Consider the following 18,515-nt stretch of genomic DNA (forward strand, 5'->3'; position numbering starts at 1 on the left):
AGTATGAAGAACTGGAAAACGCTGCTTCTCGGTATCGCCATGATTGCGAATACCAGTTTCGCTGCCCCCCAGGTAGTCGATAAAGTCGCAGCCGTCGTCAATAACGGCGTCGTGCTGGAAAGCGACGTTGATGGATTAATGCAGTCGGTAAAAATGAACGCTGCCCAGGCAAGGCAGCAACTTCCTGATGACGCTACGCTGCGCCACCAAATCATGGAACGTTTGATCATGGATCAAATCCTCCTGCAGATGGGGCAGAAAATGGGGGTTAAAATCTCCGATGAGCAGCTTGATCAGGCGATTGCCAACATTGCCAAACAGAACAACATGACGCTGGATCAGATGCGCAGCCGTCTGGCTTACGATGGTTTGAACTACAACACCTATCGTAATCAGATCCGCAAAGAGATGATTATCTCGGAAGTGCGCAACAACGAAGTGCGTCGTCGCATCACTATCCTGCCACAGGAAGTTGAAGCTCTGGCGCAGCAAGTCGGTAATCAAAATGATGCCAGCACTGAACTGAACTTAAGCCACATCCTGATCCCACTGCCGGAAAACCCGTCTTCTGAACAAGTGAATGAGGCGGAAACTCAGGCGCGTGCCATTGTCGATCAGGCACGTAACGGTGCAGACTTCGGCAAACTGGCTATCGCTCACTCTGCCGATCAGCAAGCGCTGAACGGCGGCCAAATGGGCTGGGGTCGCATTCAGGAGCTGCCGGGGATCTTCGCCCAGGCATTAAGCACCGCGAAGAAAGGCGACATTGTTGGCCCTATTCGTTCCGGCGTTGGCTTCCACATTCTGAAAGTTAACGACCTGCGCGGCGAAAGCAAAAATATCTCGGTGACCGAAGTTCATGCTCGCCATATTCTGCTGAAACCGTCGCCTATCATGACTGACGAACAGGCCCGCGTGAAACTGGAACAAATTGCTGCGGATATCAAGAGCGGTAAAACCACATTTGCTGCCGCAGCAAAAGAGTTCTCTCAGGATCCTGGCTCTGCAAATCAGGGCGGCGATCTCGGTTGGGCTACGCCAGATATTTTCGATCCAGCCTTCCGTGATGCGTTGACCCGCATGAATAAAGGTCAAATGAGTGCACCGGTTCACTCTTCATTCGGCTGGCATTTAATCGAACTGCTGGACACCCGTAACGTCGATAAAACCGATGCGGCGCAAAAAGATCGTGCATACCGCATGCTGATGAACCGTAAGTTCTCGGAAGAAGCAGCAAGCTGGATGCAGGAACAACGCGCCAGCGCTTATGTGAAAATTTTGAGCAACTAATGGTTAAACCCCAACGTGTTGTGATCACTCCCGGCGAACCCGCCGGGATTGGCCCGGACTTAGTTGTCCAGCTTGCACAACGAGAGTGGCCGGTAGAACTGGTTGTTTGTGCCGATGCCACTCTCCTTACCGACCGGGCAGCGATGCTCGGTTTGCCGCTTAACCTCCGCCCTTATTCCCCCAACTCCCCTGCGCAACCGCAAACTGCGGGAACGCTGACGCTACTTCCCATTGCACTACGTGTACCTGCCACAGCGGGACAATTAGCAGTTGAGAATGGGCATTATGTGGTGGAGACGCTGGCACGCGCGTGCGACGGTTGCCTTAACGGCGAATTTGCCGCGCTGATCACAGGTCCGGTGCATAAAGGCGTTATCAACGACGCAGGCATTCCGTTTAGCGGTCATACCGAGTTTTTCGAAGAGCGTTCGCAGGCGAAAAAAGTGGTGATGATGCTGGCAACCGAAGAACTTCGCGTGGCGCTGGCAACAACGCATTTACCGCTGCGCGATATTGCTGACGCCATCACCCCTGCGCTTCTGCACGAAGTGATTGCTATTTTGCATCACGATTTGCGAACCAAATTTGGTATTGCCGAACCGCGCATTCTGGTCTGTGGCCTGAATCCGCACGCGGGCGAAGGCGGTCATATAGGCACGGAAGAGATAGACACCATCATTCCCGTTCTCGACGAACTGCGGTCGCAGGGGATGAAACTCAACGGGCCGTTGCCTGCCGATACCCTGTTTCAGCCGAAATATCTCGACAACGCCGACGCCGTGCTGGCGATGTACCACGATCAGGGTCTTCCCGTGCTAAAATACCAGGGCTTCGGGCGCGGTGTGAACATTACGCTGGGCCTGCCCTTTATTCGCACATCAGTGGACCACGGCACCGCGCTTGAACTGGCGGGACGTGGCAAAGCCGATGTCGGCAGTTTTATTACGGCGCTTAATCTCGCCATCAAAATGATTGTTAATACCCAATGAATAATCGAGTCCACCAGGGCCATTTAGCCCGTAAACGCTTCGGGCAAAACTTTCTCAACGATCAGTTCGTGATCGACAGTATTGTTTCTGCCATTAACCCGCAAAAGGGCCAGGCAATGGTCGAAATCGGCCCCGGTCTGGCAGCTTTAACCGAACCGGTTGGCGAACGACTGGACCAGCTGACAGTCATCGAACTTGACCGTGATCTGGCAGCGCGCCTGCAAACGCATCCGTTCTTAGGCCCGAAACTGACGATTTATCAGCAGGATGCGATGACCTTCAACTTCGGTGAACTGGCAGAGAAAATGGGCCAGCCGCTGCGTGTTTTCGGCAACCTGCCGTATAACATTTCCACGCCGTTAATGTTCCATCTGTTTAGCTATACTGATGCCATTGCCGACATGCACTTTATGTTGCAAAAAGAGGTGGTGAATCGTCTGGTTGCAGGACCGAACAGCAAGGCGTATGGTCGATTAAGCGTCATGGCGCAATACTATTGCAACGTGATCCCGGTGCTGGAAGTGCCGCCATCAGCCTTTACACCACCACCCAAAGTGGATTCCGCCGTCGTACGTCTGGTTCCGCACACGACGATGCCTTATCCGGTTAAAGATATTCGCGTGCTGAGTCGTATCACCACTGAAGCCTTTAACCAGCGTCGTAAAACCATTCGTAATAGCCTCGGCAACTTGTTTAGCGCCGATGTGTTAACGGGAATGGGGATCAACCCAGCGATGCGAGCGGAAAATATCTCTGTCGCGCAATATTGCCAGATGGCGAACTATCTGGCGGAGAACGCGCCTTTGCAGGAGAGTTAACGATGATCAATTCGCCCCGAGTGTGTATTCAGGTTCAAAGCGTCTATATTGAGGCACAATCTTCACCTGATAACGAACGTTACGTTTTTTCTTATACCGTAACCATACGCAATCTGGGGCGAGCGCCAGTGCAGTTGTTGGGGCGTTACTGGCTGATCACTAACGGTAATGGCCGTGAAACAGAAGTCCAGGGCGAAGGTGTGGTGGGCGTCCAACCGCATATCGCGCCTGGCGAAGAGTACCAGTATACCAGCGGCGCGATTATCGAAACGCCGCTGGGCACCATGCAGGGTCACTACGAAATGATTGATGAGAACGGCGTTCCCTTTATCATCGACATTCCCGTATTCCGACTCGCCGTTCCAATATTCATTCATTAAAAAATTATGGCGACATACCTTATTGGCGATGTTCATGGCTGTTACGATGAACTGATCGCATTGCTGCATAAAGTGGAATTTACCCCTGGGAAAGATACTCTCTGGCTGACGGGCGATCTGGTTGCGCGCGGTCCTGGTTCGCTTGATGTTCTGCGCTATGTGAAATCCTTAGGCGACAGCGTCCGTCTGGTGCTGGGCAATCACGATCTGCATCTGCTGGCCGTGTTTTCAGGCATAAGCCGCAACAAACCCAAAGATCGTCTCACGCCGCTACTGGAAGCGCCTGATGCCGATGAACTGCTTAACTGGCTACGTCGTCAGCCTTTGTTGCAAATCGATGAAGAGAAAAAGCTGGTGATGGCCCACGCGGGGATCACGCCGCAGTGGGACTTACCGACCGCGAAAGAGTGCGCACGTGACGTAGAAGCGGTACTGTCAAGCGACTCTTACCCCTTCTTCCTCGATGCCATGTACGGCGATATGCCGAACAACTGGTCACCAGATTTGCGTGGTCTGGCGCGATTACGTTTTATCACCAACGCCTTTACCCGTATGCGCTTTTGCTTTCCAAACGGTCAACTGGATATGTACAGCAAAGAATCGCCGGAAGAAGCCCCTGCCCCGCTGAAACCGTGGTTTGCGATTCCTGGCCCTGTCGCTGAAGAGTACAGCATCGCCTTTGGTCACTGGGCATCGCTGGAAGGCAAAGGTACGCCGGAAGGTATTTACGCGCTGGATACCGGCTGCTGCTGGGGTGGTACATTAACCTGCCTGCGCTGGGAAGATAAACAGTATTTTGTCCAGCCGTCGAACCGGCATAAGGATTTGGGCGAAGCGGCGGCGTCTTAAACACAGCCTGATACAGGAAGGCCGGATAAGACGCGACCGGCGTCGAATCCGGCACTAGCCGTAAATTCTATACAAAATTACCGCCGCTCCAGAATCTCAAAGCAATAGCTGTGAGAGTTCTGCGCATCGGCGTCGTGGAATTCGCTGAATACCGATTCCCAGTCATCCGGCTCGTAATCCGGGAAATGGGTGTCGCCTTCCACTTCTGCGTCGATATGCGTCAGATACAGTTTTTGCGCTTTCGGCAGGAACTGCTCATAAACGCGACCGCCGCCAATCACCATAATTTCTGGTACGTCACCACACGCCGCAATGGCTTCATCCACCGATTTCACCCACGTTACGCGCTCGTCCGTACCCGGCTGGCTGCTGATGACAATATTTTTGCGTCCAGGTAGCGGGCGACCGATGGATTCCCAGGTATGGCGGCCCATAATCACAGGTTTATTTAAGGTGTTGCGTTTAAACCAGGCGAGATCGGCAGGCAGATTCCACGGCATGGCGTTTTCCATGCCAATAACGCGATCTACCGCTAGCGCCGCAATCAAACTGATCATTGAAATTTCCCGATAAAAAAAATTGTCGTCACTATACGTAAAGCGTAAACCTTCGTCGACTGGCGAGAGGATGATGTTGAGGAAAATTTTTATTTTGCTGGCGAGTCCATAATCTGTTCGTGGACTCGCCGCATTACAATGAAATAAAAACAAATAGTTAGCTGTAAAGCGTGTGCTACATCACACTTTCTGATTACGATGGCTTAGTTTCCGGTTCATCCGCCATATTACCGGTATGTTTCCCCTCTTCAGTACCCTGCCAGCCATGCCGTTGGATGAGTGACAGATGTTCCCGGTCCTCGGTAATGATCTCACTTAACATCGCGCTGGTGCGTTTATAGACCGCCGCGCGGGCTTTGGTATCGTTTTCGCCCATTGCCATCTCTTCCACCATTTCAATATTAAAGCGGCGGAACACATCGGCGCGTTCTCGCGCTTCATACGGCCCCAGACCTAAACTTTCCAGTGCCAGACGCCCGGTTTTCAGCGCACCTTCAAAGGTTTCACGCTCCGGCTTTTCAACGCCTGCCTGACGCAAACGAATGTAGTGGTCGACATCACGGGCGCGGGCAATAATCTGCAAATGCGGGAAATGTTCTTTCACCATCTCCGTCAGTTGCAGGTTGGTTTGCGGATCATCAATAGCGTTAATCAGCACTTCCGCTTTCGCCGCTCCGGCAGATTCCAGTAAATCCATCCGCGTGGCGTCGCCGTAAAACACTTTCATGCCGAATTTACGCAGCGTTTCGATATGGTCCGGGTCGTGATCGAGCACCACCATTTTCACCCCGCTGGAGAGCAGTAAACGTCCGGTGATCTGCCCAAAACGACCGAATCCGGCAATGATTACCCGCGGCTGTTCTTCGTCGATCTCATCGGCTTCACGCGCCTCTTCAGTAGAAGATTGCTCAAGGCGATTGAGGATCACCAGCAGGATCGGCGTTGCCGCCATCGACAGCGCCACCGCAAGGGTCAGCGATTTCGCCCACTCCGGCTCCAGCACATTCGCCATTTGCGCTGCACCAAATACCACAAAGGCAAACTCACTGCCCTGCCCTAACAGCACCGCAAACCAGCGACGCTGTTTATTTGGCACCTGCAACGGTCGGGCAATCAGCCACAGCATGGCAATTTTGATGATGAGGAAACCAAGCAGCAAAATGACAATGCGCAATGGGTTTTCAATCAGCGTGCCAAAGTCTATCGACATGCCAACACCGATGAAAAACAGCCCCAACAGCAAACCTTTAAATGGTTCGATATCGCTTTCCAGCGCATGACGATATTCCGAGCTTGCCAGCAGTACGCCCGCCAGAAACGCGCCCATCGCCATCGACAAGCCGACCTCTTCCAGCAGCAAACCAAAGCCAAACACGAGGAATAAAGCTACGGCGCTGAACACTTCCCGCAAGCCAGAGCGGGCAACAAAACGCAGCGCCGGACGCGTGACATAGCGCCCCAGCAGTACCACCAGCACCAGCGCGCCCGCCACTTTTAACGCCGACAGGGCAAATGCGCCCATCGTCGTTGAGGCACTGCTCGCCGCCAGTAGCGGGATCATCGCCACCAACGGGATCGCCGCGATATCCTGGAACAGCAGCACCGCAAAGGCACTGCGGCCCATCTGCGTCATCATCAGATTGCGTTCATTCATCGCCTGCATGGCAATCGCCGTTGATGAGAGCGCCAGCGTCATGCCGATCAGTTCCGCTACCTGCCAGCGCAGTCCAAGTAACATGCAGAACAGCCCCAGCAGGCCGCCACAAATCACCATCTGTAATGCGCCACCACCGAACACTGCCGCACGCAGCTTCCACAGCCTTTGTGGATCGAGTTCGAGGCCGATAATAAACAACATCAGCACCACGCCGATTTCAGCAAAGTGCAGAATAGATTCGGCATCGGTCACCAGTCGCAGCCCCCACGGGCCAATAATACAACCCGCGATCAGGTAGCCAAGTACCGATCCCAGACCAAGACGTACCGCAATGGGGACAATCAGCGCCGCCGAACCGAGATAAATCAGCGCCTGAATCAGCGTATGGCTATCCATGATGTGCCTCCTGCCATTCCAGCAGACGTTGCTTATAGTGACGCGCCTGCCCTTCGAGGGTTTCGTCATCACAAATAAAGGTGCAGTGCATGGCAAACGGTGGCAGCCAGTTCAGCCCGCAGTAGATTGCCGTCGCCTGTAGCGGCTGCGACAGCACATCAAAGCCCGGATGCGCACCAATCTCAAAATGGCTTTCCCCGCCGCCGGTCGTCACCGCCCACAGCAAATGTTTGCCATGCAGCGCCGTGCCGCCATGACCGTAAGCCCAGCCGTGCGAGAAGACTTTATCGATCCAAAGTTTAAGGAGCGGTGGAATGCTGTACCACTGCATCGGGTGCTGCCAGACGATCAGATCGGCGCGAGACAGCGCCTCCTGCTCGGCGGCAATATCGATATTGAAGTCAGGATAGAGTTGATAAAGAGAGCGAATTTCGACGCCTTCCAGCGTCCTTGCCTGTTCAAGCATCCGTTTATTCGCATGGGAATGATGCGGATACGGATGCGCATAAATTATGAGGATCATAGTTATTAGCCCGCGTGTTTACGCCTTTGTTTTCCCACAAAGTGTAGTCATATATTCACGCGGCTTATAGTCAATAATATTGATTCAGAAAAGAGAGAAATCTGAATAAATTACCCCGCTCGCTGCCTGCGAATCGTCATATTGCTGGTCTGCGCCAGTGACATCCCACGTGTTTCCGGGGCAAACGCTACGGAAATCAACAAGCCAAATAGCGAGATCCCCGCCCCCATCAGCATGGTGCTACTGATACCGTAATTATTGATAAAGATTGGCAGCGCCCAGGTCGAAACAATGGTGCCAATACGGCTTAATGACATAATCACGCCCACGGCTGAAGCACGAATATCCGTCGGGAAGAGTTCATTAGGATAGAGCCACTGCAAATTACCTGGCCCGCCAGAGAAAAAGGCATACACCGCAAAAGCCATTACTACCAGCCAGATCCCCATATCCGGGATCAGCCCCAAAACCGCCAGCGCCAGCGTCATCATGGCAAAGCTGCCAATCAACAATGGACGCCGTCCGGCAGTGTTTAACCACAGCATCGGCGGAATACAGCCGAGCATAAAGAACAGGCTAATCACCACATTCCCCAGCGCCGCGTTTTTGCCAACACCCAATCCCAACAAACCAACGATTTGCGGGCCAAAGGTGTAAATGGCGAACATTGGGATCACCTGGCAGGTCCAGATGGCGGCAACAAACAGAACAAAAGGAAAATGGCGGCGATTAAACAGATCGCGAAAACGGGTTTGCTGCGGCTGCTCTTCCTCGAAAGCCACCGGTTCGCCAAACAGTTTGATCATCATCTCTTCGCACTCTTTCACTCGCCCTTTGCGTAACAACCAGCGGGGAGATTCAGGCAGTTCGAATCGACCAATCAAAATCAACAAACAGGGGATCGCTGCGCTGCCCAGCATCCAGCGCCAGCCGCCTTCCACATCATAAAGCCAGTAGCCGACCAGATCGGCGCAGGTCGCGCCGACATACCACATGGCGGCGATAAAGCTGATGGAAAACGCCCGCTGACGGGTACTGGAGAACTCGGTGATCATTGAGGTGGCGATGGGATAATCTGCGCCGATAACAATGCCGATGAGTACCCGCATCACCAACAGTTCGACGGGGGATGAGACAAACATCGTCGCCACCGATATCACGCCGATGGCGATGATATCAATGAGGAACATTTTGCGCCGTCCGACTTTATCGGAGATATAGCCAAACAGCGATGTGCCAACGAACAGCCCGGCGAGCGTTCCCGCGCCCAGCAAGCCAATCCAGTCAGCGTCCAGCTTCAGCGCCGGAGTCAGTTGCTCCAGTGCCACGCCAATCATTACCAGTACATAACCATCCAGAAACGGCCCCCCGCTTCCCCACAGCAAAATGCGGCGGTGAATAGAGGAAAATTTAAGATCGTCAAAGTTTCTGGACGGTTGCATGGGTTATTCCTGTTTTTTTGCAATGAGAGTCAGTACGGCGTTACGTATCAAACCAACATCAGCCGTAACGAAACTCCACACCAAAGGTGCCGCGCGGGTATTCCCACTGTTCCAGCGCCGACCCCAGCCCCAGAATGCGGCAGGTGCCACACTCCAGACATCCGGCGTAATCAAAGCGCACACTGCCGTCATCCTGCTTCTTGTACAGACCTGCGGGGCACGCTTTCACCAGCAGCTCCAGCGCCTGTTTATCGGCATCGGCCTTCACAACAATGTGCGGATGCTCTTCATCAACATTGAATTTATTGACGCCCAGTTTGACGTCCACATTGACGGGAGAAGTCATAAAACAGTCACTCCTTTCATGCCATCCTTGATTAGATTGATGAAGCCCACTTTCTTGCCGTGGCGGAGGATTTTCTTGCGCATCAATTCCGGCGCGCTGCCGTCAATGGTGAACAGGTCACGCGCCACGCCCACCGCCAGTTCCGGGTAGCCGTTAAACATGCGTGGATTATCAAGGAACGCCGGTAGTTTCTGGTACATGCGCATATCGCGTAGCGGGCCACTCTCCAGACGCTGACAATATTCCGCCAGTTTTTGCTTACTGAAATCGTCGCTTTTCATCGCTGAAAGCACGGTTTTTGCTGCTGCTTCTCCGGCGGCAATCGCCAGATCCATACCGCGAATGGTAAAACCGAGGTTCATACACATTCCGGCGGCATCACCGGCAATCAATACGCCGTCACCAACCAACTCCGGCAGCATGTTGATACCTGCTTCCGGCACTACGTGAGCGGAATATTCCACCAGCTTGCCGCCCGCGATCAGCGGTGCAACGGCCGGATGTTGTTTGAAATCTTCCAGCATTTGCGGCACCGATTTTTTTGCGTCATGCAGATGATGCAGACCACAAACCAGCCCCAGCGACAGGGTATTTTCATTGGTATAAAGGAAGCCGCCGCCCATCAGGCCATCGGTGGGTGATCCCGCAAACAGGCAAGCCGCACCCTGATTACCCTGCAACTGAAAACGGTCTTCGATAACCGACTTCGGTAACTCGATCAGTTCCTTCACGCCAACCGCCACATCCGTCGGTTTAACGCGTTTTGCCATCCCCAGCTTTTCGGCAAGGATGGAATTCACCCCATCAGCAAGGATCACTGTTTTCGCTTCAATCACATCGCCATCGGCTTCTACGCCGACAACTTTGCCATCGCGCTGTACGAGGTTATCGACGCGAATCCCGGTAATTAACTGCGCGCCCGCGTCTTCGGCCTGCTCCATCAACCAGGCATCAAATTTACTGCGCAAAACGGAGTAAGAACGCTGGGATGGCGAGGTTTCATCACCATTGCAGTAGTCCATGGTCATCGCTGACTTTTCCGTCATAAACGCGAGTTTTTCATGGGTGATCAGGCGTTCTACGGGGGCGGATTCGGCGAAACCAGGAATAATGTGTTCCAGACTGTGGGCATAGAGACGCCCGCCAGTGACGTTCTTGGCACCTGCGGAATTGCCACGCTCGATAACTAACACTTGCGCCCCTTCGCGGGCGAGCACCAGTGCGGCAACCGAACCGGCAAGCCCAGCACCGACGATGATGGCGTCAAAGATATCTTCGGACATAAGAACTCCCTGTCAGCGGCAGGGCCGAAATGCAGCCCTGCCAGAGTGGATCAACGCGCTAAAGCTGCGGTCAGCGCCGGAAGGATCTTCACGGCGTCGCCAACAATGCCGTAATCCGCATACTGGAAGATCGGCGCATTTTTATCTTTATTGATGGCGAAAATGGTTTGCGACGCGTTAGCGCCAACCATGTGCTGGATCTGCCCGGAGATCCCCACCGCCAGATACAGTTCAGGTTTCAGCATCAGGTTGGAGATACCGACATAGCGTTCGTGCTCCATCCATTTTTCGTTTTCCGCCACCGGACGAGAACAGGCCAGCTCCGCACCTATCGCCTTGCAAAGCTGTTCTGCCAGCGCAATGTTCTCTTTGCTGCCAATGCCGCGACCGACGCTGACCACCAGACGGGCTTTGTCGAGATCGACGCTGTTGCTCTGGCGCGCCTGCGTTGCCGTGCGGGTAATCGCCACAGCCGGAGCCTGCCACTCCACGGTGTGCGTTTCGCCAGTGCGTGACGCGTCTGGCTGAGCCGCATCGAACGTGCCGCTGCTGATGGTCAGTACCGCATACGCCGTGGCAATGCGTTCTTCGCCAATTGCCAGGCCGCCGTAAACCATGTGTTTCACCGTCGCTTTACCGTCCTGTACGCTGACGGTGCTGGCATCGTTAGACACCGCCGCTTTAAGGCGATAACCCAGTTTTGCCGCCAGTAATTTGCCGCGACGGGTGTTTGGCAGCAGTACCAGGCCGTCTGCGCCGTGCTGGCGAATAGTGTCAGCCATAACACTGGCGTAATCTTCGATCATCCGATCGTCCGGTTTGCCGTTTAATTTCCAGACATGATTAGCGCCGAGCTGGATTGCCTGTACGCCATCGGCATCATTGAGGACAAAGGTGTTGATTTGATTAGCTAAAGCCTGCGCACCGTTCATCAGTTCCGGCAGACGAGAAGGGGTATCGCTGAATACCCAGACTTGAGAAAACGTGTTCATAGCATCCCCTGTAATTAAATGACTTTGCGAAGATTTTCAGCAAATGCGGCGATCTGTTCTTCGCCGTCGCCTTCAATCACGATGCGCTGACGCTCGCGCTGTTTCGGCGCGGCAACCTGTTGTTCAGACCACGCAACCTCCGCGTTAAAACCGATATCCGCCGCCGACCACACCTGGACTGGCTTTTTCGCCGCGCCGAGAATGGATTTCATCGAAGGAATTTGTGGGGAGTTGATATCAGTGGAAACAGCAACAACCGCAGGCAGCGGAATGCTTAAGGTTTCTGTTTCATCTTCCAGTTCGCGCTCAACGGTGAGGGTATCTGCCGTCAGGGAGATAATTTTGCTGACGCCGTTAACTGCCGGAATATTGAGGATTTCGCCCACCAGCAGACCAACCTGCTGGGCATAAAGGTCGGAAGAACCGTCGCCGCACAGGATCAGATCAAAGCCAGCTTTCTGTGCCGCGGCAGCCAATGCAGCCGCCGTTTGTTGCGGCAGTGCCTGCTCGAACTGGTCATCAATCACCACAATCAGTTCATCCGGGCCGCGCGATAGCACATCTTTACGCCCTTTGGCGTTGGTCAGGGCTTTACCGCCCACACTTAAGGCCGTCACCTGCGCCTCTGCCGCCTGCTGTTTTAACTGGCAAGCCGCTTCAATAGCGTTCAAATCGTATTGGCTTATTTTCGCATCGGCTTTACTGAAGTCTAACGAACCATCAGCATTATTGACCGCAATATCCTGTTCATCAGGCACGCACTTATAGCAAGTAATAATCTTCATTGCATCTCCAGAAATCATGAAGGAAACGTCGTTCATATCGGTGGTGTTAATTACAGATAGCACGTCCTTTAATTCAGGAATAAAACTTTAATCACCAATATTGAAAATGTCACACGCAGATAAATCCAACTTTCAATATTGTTAAGCGCCTCACCAATATTGAAAACATGGCGTAGCAAAGAGAAATTTTCAATATTGTTTTATGGATCACCAATATTGAAAGTCAGATGCTATTTTTTTACTCACAATCAAATCCATCATATTGATTAATAATGGATATTTACACAAAGACACTCTGTTTTTACCCGATGAAAAACTGTGATTTACATCACAGAATGCAGCCAATTGAATACCCATTATGAGTTAGCCATTAACGCGTCCACGAGGTTAATAATAATTATATTAAATGTTAACAAAAATAAAACAAACGGGAACGCAAAATAAATATTCGTTTTCACAGTGGAATTAACTCATGACAAAAGAAAAGAGTAAAACGGGAATAGAACCGAAGGTGTTCTTTCCGCCATTAATAATCGTTGGCATACTTTGTTGGCTTACCGTAAGGGATCTGGATGCGGCGAATGTCGTTATTAATGCTGTATTCAGTTACGTCACCAATGTATGGGGATGGGCATTTGAATGGTATATGGTGGTGATGCTTTTCGGCTGGTTCTGGCTGGTGTTTGGCCCGTATGCCAAAAAGCGTTTAGGTAACGAGCCGCCAGAGTTTAGCACCGCCAGTTGGATCTTTATGATGTTCGCCTCCTGTACGTCAGCCGCCGTACTGTTCTGGGGATCGATTGAGATCTACTACTACATCTCCACACCGCCATTTGCTTTAGCGCCAAACTCTACTGGCGCGAAAGAACTGGGGCTGGCCTACAGTTTGTTCCACTGGGGACCGCTACCGTGGGCCACTTACAGCTTCCTTTCCGTCGCCTTCGCGTACTTCTTCTTTGTCCGCAAAATGGATGTGATTCGCCCCAGCTCCACTCTGGTGCCGCTGGTCGGTGAAAAACATGCCAAAGGCTTGTTTGGCACTATCGTCGATAACTTCTATCTGGTGGCGCTGATCTTCGCAATGGGCACCAGTCTGGGTCTTGCCACGCCGCTGGTGACCGAGTGTATGCAGTACCTGTTTGGTATTCCGCATACCCTGCAACTGGACGCTATCATCATTACCTGCTGGATCATCCTCAACGCTATCTGCGTCGCCTGTGGTCTGCAAAAAGGGGTGAAAATCGCCAGCGATGTGCGCAGCTATCTGAGTTTCCTGATGCTCGGCTGGGTATTCATCGTCAGCGGCGCCAGCTTCATCATGAACTACTTCACCGACTCGGTGGGGATGTTGCTGATGTATCTGCCGCGCATGTTGTTCTATACCGATGCCGTTGGCAAAGGCGGCTTCCCGCAGGGCTGGACCGTGTTCTACTGGGCATGGTGGGTGATTTACGCCATCCAGATGAGTATCTTCCTCGCGCGTATTTCCCGTGGTCGTACCGTGCGTGAACTGTGCTTCGGTATGGTGATGGGGCTGACAGCATCCACCTGGATCCTGTGGACCGTACTTGGTAGTAACACTCTGCTGTTGATGGATAAAAACATCATCAACATTCCAAACCTGATCGAACAGTACGGTGTGGCGCGCGCCATCATCGAAACATGGGCCGCTCTGCCGCTCAGCACTGCCACCATGTGGGGCTTCTTCATTCTCTGCTTTATTGCCACCGTTACCCTGATTAACGCCTGCTCTTACACCCTGGCGATGTCCACCTGCCGCGAAGTACGCGACGGCGAAGAGCCGCCGCTGCTGGTGCGTATCGGCTGGTCAGTGTTGGTTGGTGTTATCGGCATTGTTCTGCTGGCGCTCGGCGGCCTGAAACCGATTCAAACCGCCATCATCGCCGGAGGATGCCCGCTGTTCTTCGTCAACATTATGGTGACGCTCTCCTTTATTAAAGACGCGAAACAGAACTGGAAAGATTAATTAACCCCCAAAATATCAAGAGGTTGAAAGATGGATTTTAATTTAAATGATGAGCAGGAACTGTTTGTCGCCGGTATCCGCGAACTGATGGCCAGCGAAAACTGGGAGGCCTATTTTGCCGAGTGCGACCGTGACAGCGTCTACCCGGAACGTTTTGTCAAAGCACTGGCGGATATGGATATCGACAGCCTGCTGATCCCGGAAGAGCACGGTGGTCTGGATGCGGGGTTTGTTACCCTCGCCGCCGTGTGGATGGAACTGGGTCGTTTGGGGGCGCCAACCTACGTGTTGTATCAGTTGCCTGGCGGGTTTAACACCATCCTGCGTGAAGGCACACAAGAGCAGATCGACAAGATTATGGCGTTTCGTGGTACCGGTAAGCAGATGTGGAACTCAGCGATTACCGAACCGGGCGCGGGCTCCGACGTGGGTAGCCTGAAAACGACTTATACCCGTAGAGATGGTAAGATTTATCTTAATGGCAGTAAGTGTTTTATTACCAGCAGCGCCTACACCCCGTACATCGTGGTGATGGCGCGCGACGGGGCTTCTCCGGACAAACCTGTCTACACCGAATGGTTTGTCGATATGAGCAAACCGGGCATCAAAGTGACCAAACTTGAGAAGCTCGGTCTGCGTATGGATAGCTGCTGTGAAATCACCTTTGACGATGTGGAACTGGACGAGAAAGACATGTTCGGTCGGGAAGGTAACGGCTTTAACCGCGTCAAAGAAGAGTTCGACCATGAACGTTTCCTGGTAGCCCTGACCAACTACGGTACGGCGATGTGCGCCTTTGAAGATGCGGCGCGCTACGCCAACCAGCGCGTGCAGTTTGGCGAGGCTATTGGTCGTTTCCAGTTGATTCAGGAAAAATTCGCCCACATGGCGATCAAATTAAACTCCATGAAAAACATGCTGTATGAAGCAGCGTGGAAAGCAGACAACGGCACCATCACCTCTGGTGATGCAGCGATGTGCAAATACTTCTGCGCTAATGCGGCATTTGAAGTGGTGGATAGCGCAATGCAGGTGCTGGGCGGTGTCGGGATTGCGGGCAACCACCGCATCAGCCGCTTCTGGCGTGATCTGCGTGTAGACCGCGTCTCTGGCGGATCTGACGAAATGCAGATCCTGACGCTGGGTCGTGCGGTGCTGAAGCAATACCGCTAAGTCCGTGCGCTGCCTGATGCGACGCGGCCGCGTCTTATCAGGCCTACGGGAGCACGAATGTCGGCCGGATAAGGCGTTTACGCCGCATCCGGCAGTCATGCGCTACACAATTTTTCAGGAGCTAATAATGGATCATCTACCCATGCCGAAATTCGGGCCGCTGGCCGGATTGCGCGTTGTCTTCTCCGGTATCGAAATCGCCGGGCCGTTCGCCGGGCAAATGTTCGCAGAATGGGGGGCGGAAGTTATCTGGATCGAGAACGTCGCCTGGGCCGACACCATTCGCGTTCAACCTAACTACCCGCAGCTCTCTCGTCGCAATTTGCACGCGCTGTCGTTAAATATTTTCAAAGATGAAGGCCGCGAAGCGTTTCTGAAATTAATGGAAACCACCGATATCTTCATCGAAGCCAGTAAAGGTCCGGCCTTTGCCCGTCGTGGCATTACCGATGAAGTCCTGTGGCAGCACAACCCGAAACTGGTTATCGCTCACCTGTCCGGTTTTGGTCAGTACGGCACCGAGGAGTACACCAATCTTCCGGCCTATAACACCATCGCCCAGGCCTTCAGTGGTTACCTGATTCAGAACGGTGATGTTGACCAGCCAATGCCTGCCTTCCCGTATACCGCCGATTACTTTTCTGGCCTGACCGCCACCACGGCGGCGCTGGCAGCACTGCATAAAGTGCGTGAAACCGGTAAAGGCGAAAGCATCGACATCGCCATGTATGAAGTGATGCTGCGTATGGGCCAGTACTTCATGATGGATTACTTCAATGGCGGCGAAATGTGCCCGCGCATGACCAAAGGTAAAGATCCCTACTACGCCGGTTGCGGTCTGTACAAATGCGCCGACGGCTACATTGTGATGGAACTGGTGGGCATTACTCAGATTGCAGAATGCTTTAAAGATATCGGCCTCGCACATCTGCTCGGCACGCCGGAAATCCCGGAAGGCACCCAGCTTATCCACCGTATCGAATGCCCTTACGGACCACTGGTAGAAGAGAAACTCGATGCCTGGCTGGCGGCGCACACCATCGCGGAAGTTAAAGAACGCTTTGCTGAACTGAATATCGCCTGCGCCAAAGTGCTGACCGTACCGGAACTGGAAAGCAATCCACAGTATGTGGCTCGTGAATCAATCACCCAGTGGCAAACGATGGATGGTCGCACCTGCAAAGGGCCAAACGTGATGCCGAAATTCAAAAATAACCCAGGCCAAATCTGGCGCGGAATGCCATCACATGGCATGGATACGGCTGCCATTTTGAAAACTATCGGCTACAGCGAAAACGACATTCAGGAGTTGGTCAGCAAAGGTCTGGCCAAAGTTGAGGACTAAACGCGTGGCGCCAGTCGGCTTGCCTGACTAGCGCCCGCCCAATAACAAACGAACAAAATGGATAGAGGTGCAATGGATATCATTGGCGGACAACATCTACGTCAAATGTGGGACGATCTGGCGGACGTTTACGGTCATAAAACGGCGCTGATTTGTGAATCCAGCGGCGGAGTCGTTAACCGGTATAGTTATCTTGAGTTAAATCAGGAGATTAACCGCACGGCAAACCTGTTTTATACGCTGGGGATTCGCAAAGGCGACAAGGTTGCTCTACATCTCGACAACTGCCCGGAATTTATCTTTTGCTGGTTCGGGCTGGCAAAAATTGGCGCGATTATGGTGCCGATTAACGCCCGCCTGTTGCGCGAGGAAAGCGCGTGGATCCTGCAAAATAGCCAGGCGTGCCTGCTGGTGACCAGTGCGCAATTCTATCCTATGTATCAACAGATTCAGCAGGAAGATGCCACGCAGTTGCGGCACATTTGCCTGACAGATGTGGCGCTTCCCGCTGATGATGGTGTGAGTTCGTTTACTCAACTGAAAAATCAACAACCTGCCACCTTGTGCTATGCACCGCCGCTAACGACCGACGATACGGCGGAAATTCTCTTTACCTCCGGTACCACTTCCCGACCGAAAGGGGTGGTGATTACCCATTACAACCTGCGCTTCGCTGGATATTACTCTGCCTGGCAGTGCGCACTGCGTGACGATGACGTCTACCTGACGGTAATGCCTGCGTTTCATATCGATTGCCAGTGTACTGCGGCGATGGCGGCGTTTTCTGCCGGAGCCACCTTTGTGCTGGTCGAGAAATACAGCGCCCGCGCCTTCTGGGGACAGGTACAGAAGTATCGCGCCACCGTTACCGAATGTATTCCGATGATGATCCGTACGTTGATGGTGCGACCGCCTTCAGCGAGCGATCAGCAACACCATCTGCGGGAAGTAATGTTTTATCTCAACCTGTCGGAGCAGGAAAAAGATGCGTTTTGTGAACGCTTCGGCGTTCGCTTGCTGACCTCTTATGGGATGACGGAAACCATTGTTGGCATTATCGGCGATCGCCCTGGCGATAAACGACGCTGGCCGTCGATTGGTCGGGCGGGGTTTTGCTACGAAGCGGAGATTCGCGACGATCACAATCGTCCGCTCCCGGCTGGTGAGATCGGTGAAATCTGCATTAAAGGCGTACCGGGAAAAACCATCTTCAAAGAGTACTTTCTCAACCCGCAAGCCACTGCGAAAGTGCTGGAAGCTGATGGCTGGCTGCATACTGGCGATACCGGATACTGCGACGAAGAGGGCTTTTTTTATTTCGTCGATCGTCGCTGCAATATGATCAAACGCGGTGGGGAGAATGTCTCTTGCGTAGAGCTGGAAAATATTATCGCCGCGCACCCGAAAATTCAGGACATAGTGGTTGTTGGTATTAAAGATTCGATTCGCGATGAAGCCATCAAAGCGTTTGTGGTGCTGAATGAAGGTGAAATATTGAGCGAAGAGGAATTCTTCTACTTTTGCGAACAGAATATGGCGAAATTTAAAGTGCCCTCTTATCTGGAGATCAGAAAAGATCTGCCACGTAATTGCTCGGGGAAAATAATCAGAAAGGCGCTGAAATAAACACTACAGCAGGGTACTACTCTGTCTGGTAATAATCACGTTCAACAATAATATGCATTTTTTTGCAGGGCCGTTGT

The 18,515-nt window shown here is 52.8% G+C and carries 17 protein-coding genes; 9 read left to right on the forward strand and 8 right to left on the reverse strand.

Annotated elements, in window-relative coordinates; all coding sequences use genetic code 11:
• Positions 1 to 3: 3 nt before the first annotated feature.
• The 5 genes from surA to apaH are packed head-to-tail and all read left to right on the forward strand — an operon-like array spanning position 4 to position 4,326.
• Entirely contained in the window at positions 4 to 1,290 is a 1,287-nt protein-coding gene (gene surA / locus FEK46_RS11985) for a peptidylprolyl isomerase SurA (protein WP_105289210.1), read from the forward strand.
• On the forward strand, positions 1,290 to 2,279 hold the full coding sequence (gene pdxA / locus FEK46_RS11990; RefSeq protein ID WP_135560090.1) for a 4-hydroxythreonine-4-phosphate dehydrogenase PdxA: 990 nt from the start codon (positions 1,290 to 1,292) through the stop codon (positions 2,277 to 2,279). Before surA ends, pdxA begins: the two co-directional genes overlap by 1 nt.
• The gene (gene rsmA / locus FEK46_RS11995) at positions 2,276 to 3,097 is read left to right on the forward strand and encodes a 16S rRNA (adenine(1518)-N(6)/adenine(1519)-N(6))-dimethyltransferase RsmA (RefSeq protein WP_135560091.1); all 822 of its coding nucleotides are present in this window, start codon (positions 2,276 to 2,278) and stop codon (positions 3,095 to 3,097) included. Before pdxA ends, rsmA begins: the two co-directional genes overlap by 4 nt.
• Positions 3,098 to 3,099: 2 nt before the next feature.
• Entirely contained in the window at positions 3,100 to 3,477 is a 378-nt protein-coding gene (apaG, locus tag FEK46_RS12000; RefSeq protein WP_130204873.1) for a Co2+/Mg2+ efflux protein ApaG, read from the forward strand.
• A gap of 6 nt (positions 3,478 to 3,483) precedes the next feature.
• Positions 3,484 to 4,326 carry a bis(5'-nucleosyl)-tetraphosphatase (symmetrical) ApaH gene (apaH, locus tag FEK46_RS12005; RefSeq protein WP_130204871.1) on the forward strand — a complete coding sequence of 281 codons (843 nt, stop codon included), beginning with the start codon at positions 3,484 to 3,486 and terminating at the stop codon, positions 4,324 to 4,326.
• 77 nt (positions 4,327 to 4,403) lie between these two features.
• Here the strand turns inward: apaH and folA are convergent, their stop codons facing one another.
• From folA to FEK46_RS12045, 8 genes are all read right to left on the reverse strand, one after another.
• The gene (gene folA / locus FEK46_RS12010; RefSeq protein WP_135409456.1) at positions 4,404 to 4,883 is read right to left on the reverse strand and encodes a type 3 dihydrofolate reductase; all 480 of its coding nucleotides are present in this window, start codon (positions 4,881 to 4,883) and stop codon (positions 4,404 to 4,406) included.
• Positions 4,884 to 5,076: 193 nt separating this feature from the next.
• A complete protein-coding gene (kefC, locus tag FEK46_RS12015) occupies positions 5,077 to 6,936 on the reverse strand; it encodes a glutathione-regulated potassium-efflux system protein KefC (RefSeq protein WP_135409455.1) in 1,860 nt (619 codons plus the stop codon).
• Complete coding sequence (gene kefF, locus FEK46_RS12020; protein ID WP_000600725.1) at positions 6,929 to 7,459, reverse strand: glutathione-regulated potassium-efflux system oxidoreductase KefF; 531 nt, start codon at positions 7,457 to 7,459, stop codon at positions 6,929 to 6,931. The genes kefC and kefF overlap by 8 nt, the downstream gene beginning before the upstream one ends.
• A gap of 110 nt (positions 7,460 to 7,569) precedes the next feature.
• Positions 7,570 to 8,901 carry an MFS transporter gene (locus tag FEK46_RS12025; protein ID WP_130204863.1) on the reverse strand — a complete coding sequence of 444 codons (1,332 nt, stop codon included), beginning with the start codon at positions 8,899 to 8,901 and terminating at the stop codon, positions 7,570 to 7,572.
• A 58-nt stretch (positions 8,902 to 8,959) separates the two neighbouring features.
• Positions 8,960 to 9,247 carry a ferredoxin-like protein FixX gene (gene fixX, locus FEK46_RS12030; protein WP_000203741.1) on the reverse strand — a complete coding sequence of 96 codons (288 nt, stop codon included), beginning with the start codon at positions 9,245 to 9,247 and terminating at the stop codon, positions 8,960 to 8,962.
• Positions 9,244 to 10,530: an FAD-dependent oxidoreductase gene (locus FEK46_RS12035; RefSeq protein ID WP_135560092.1), complete on the reverse strand. Its 1,287-nt coding sequence runs from the start codon at positions 10,528 to 10,530 to the stop codon at positions 9,244 to 9,246. Before FEK46_RS12035 ends, fixX begins: the two co-directional genes overlap by 4 nt.
• A gap of 50 nt (positions 10,531 to 10,580) precedes the next feature.
• Positions 10,581 to 11,522: an electron transfer flavoprotein subunit alpha/FixB family protein gene (locus FEK46_RS12040; protein WP_135560093.1), complete on the reverse strand. Its 942-nt coding sequence runs from the start codon at positions 11,520 to 11,522 to the stop codon at positions 10,581 to 10,583.
• 14 nt (positions 11,523 to 11,536) lie between these two features.
• Positions 11,537 to 12,307, reverse strand: coding sequence for an electron transfer flavoprotein FixA (locus FEK46_RS12045; protein ID WP_135493444.1), 771 nt, complete (start codon positions 12,305 to 12,307; stop codon positions 11,537 to 11,539).
• 472 nt (positions 12,308 to 12,779) lie between these two features.
• On the opposite strand from FEK46_RS12045, the gene caiT reads away from it, so the two are divergent.
• The 4 genes from caiT (at position 12,780) to caiC (ending at position 18,438) form a co-directional block, all read left to right on the forward strand.
• A complete protein-coding gene (gene caiT / locus FEK46_RS12050) occupies positions 12,780 to 14,294 on the forward strand; it encodes an L-carnitine/gamma-butyrobetaine antiporter (protein ID WP_130221654.1) in 1,515 nt (504 codons plus the stop codon).
• A 30-nt stretch (positions 14,295 to 14,324) separates the two neighbouring features.
• On the forward strand, positions 14,325 to 15,467 hold the full coding sequence (gene caiA, locus FEK46_RS12055) for a crotonobetainyl-CoA dehydrogenase (RefSeq protein WP_130217474.1): 1,143 nt from the start codon (positions 14,325 to 14,327) through the stop codon (positions 15,465 to 15,467).
• Between the two features lie 127 nt (positions 15,468 to 15,594).
• Positions 15,595 to 16,812: an L-carnitine CoA-transferase gene (gene caiB / locus FEK46_RS12060; protein WP_130204851.1), complete on the forward strand. Its 1,218-nt coding sequence runs from the start codon at positions 15,595 to 15,597 to the stop codon at positions 16,810 to 16,812.
• Positions 16,813 to 16,884: 72 nt separating this feature from the next.
• A complete protein-coding gene (gene caiC, locus FEK46_RS12065) occupies positions 16,885 to 18,438 on the forward strand; it encodes a crotonobetaine/carnitine-CoA ligase (RefSeq protein ID WP_135560125.1) in 1,554 nt (517 codons plus the stop codon).
• Positions 18,439 to 18,515: the final 77 nt, after the last annotated feature.

Source organism: Escherichia sp. E4736 (genome assembly GCF_005781225.1).
In the GTDB taxonomy this organism is placed as follows: domain Bacteria; phylum Pseudomonadota; class Gammaproteobacteria; order Enterobacterales; family Enterobacteriaceae; genus Escherichia.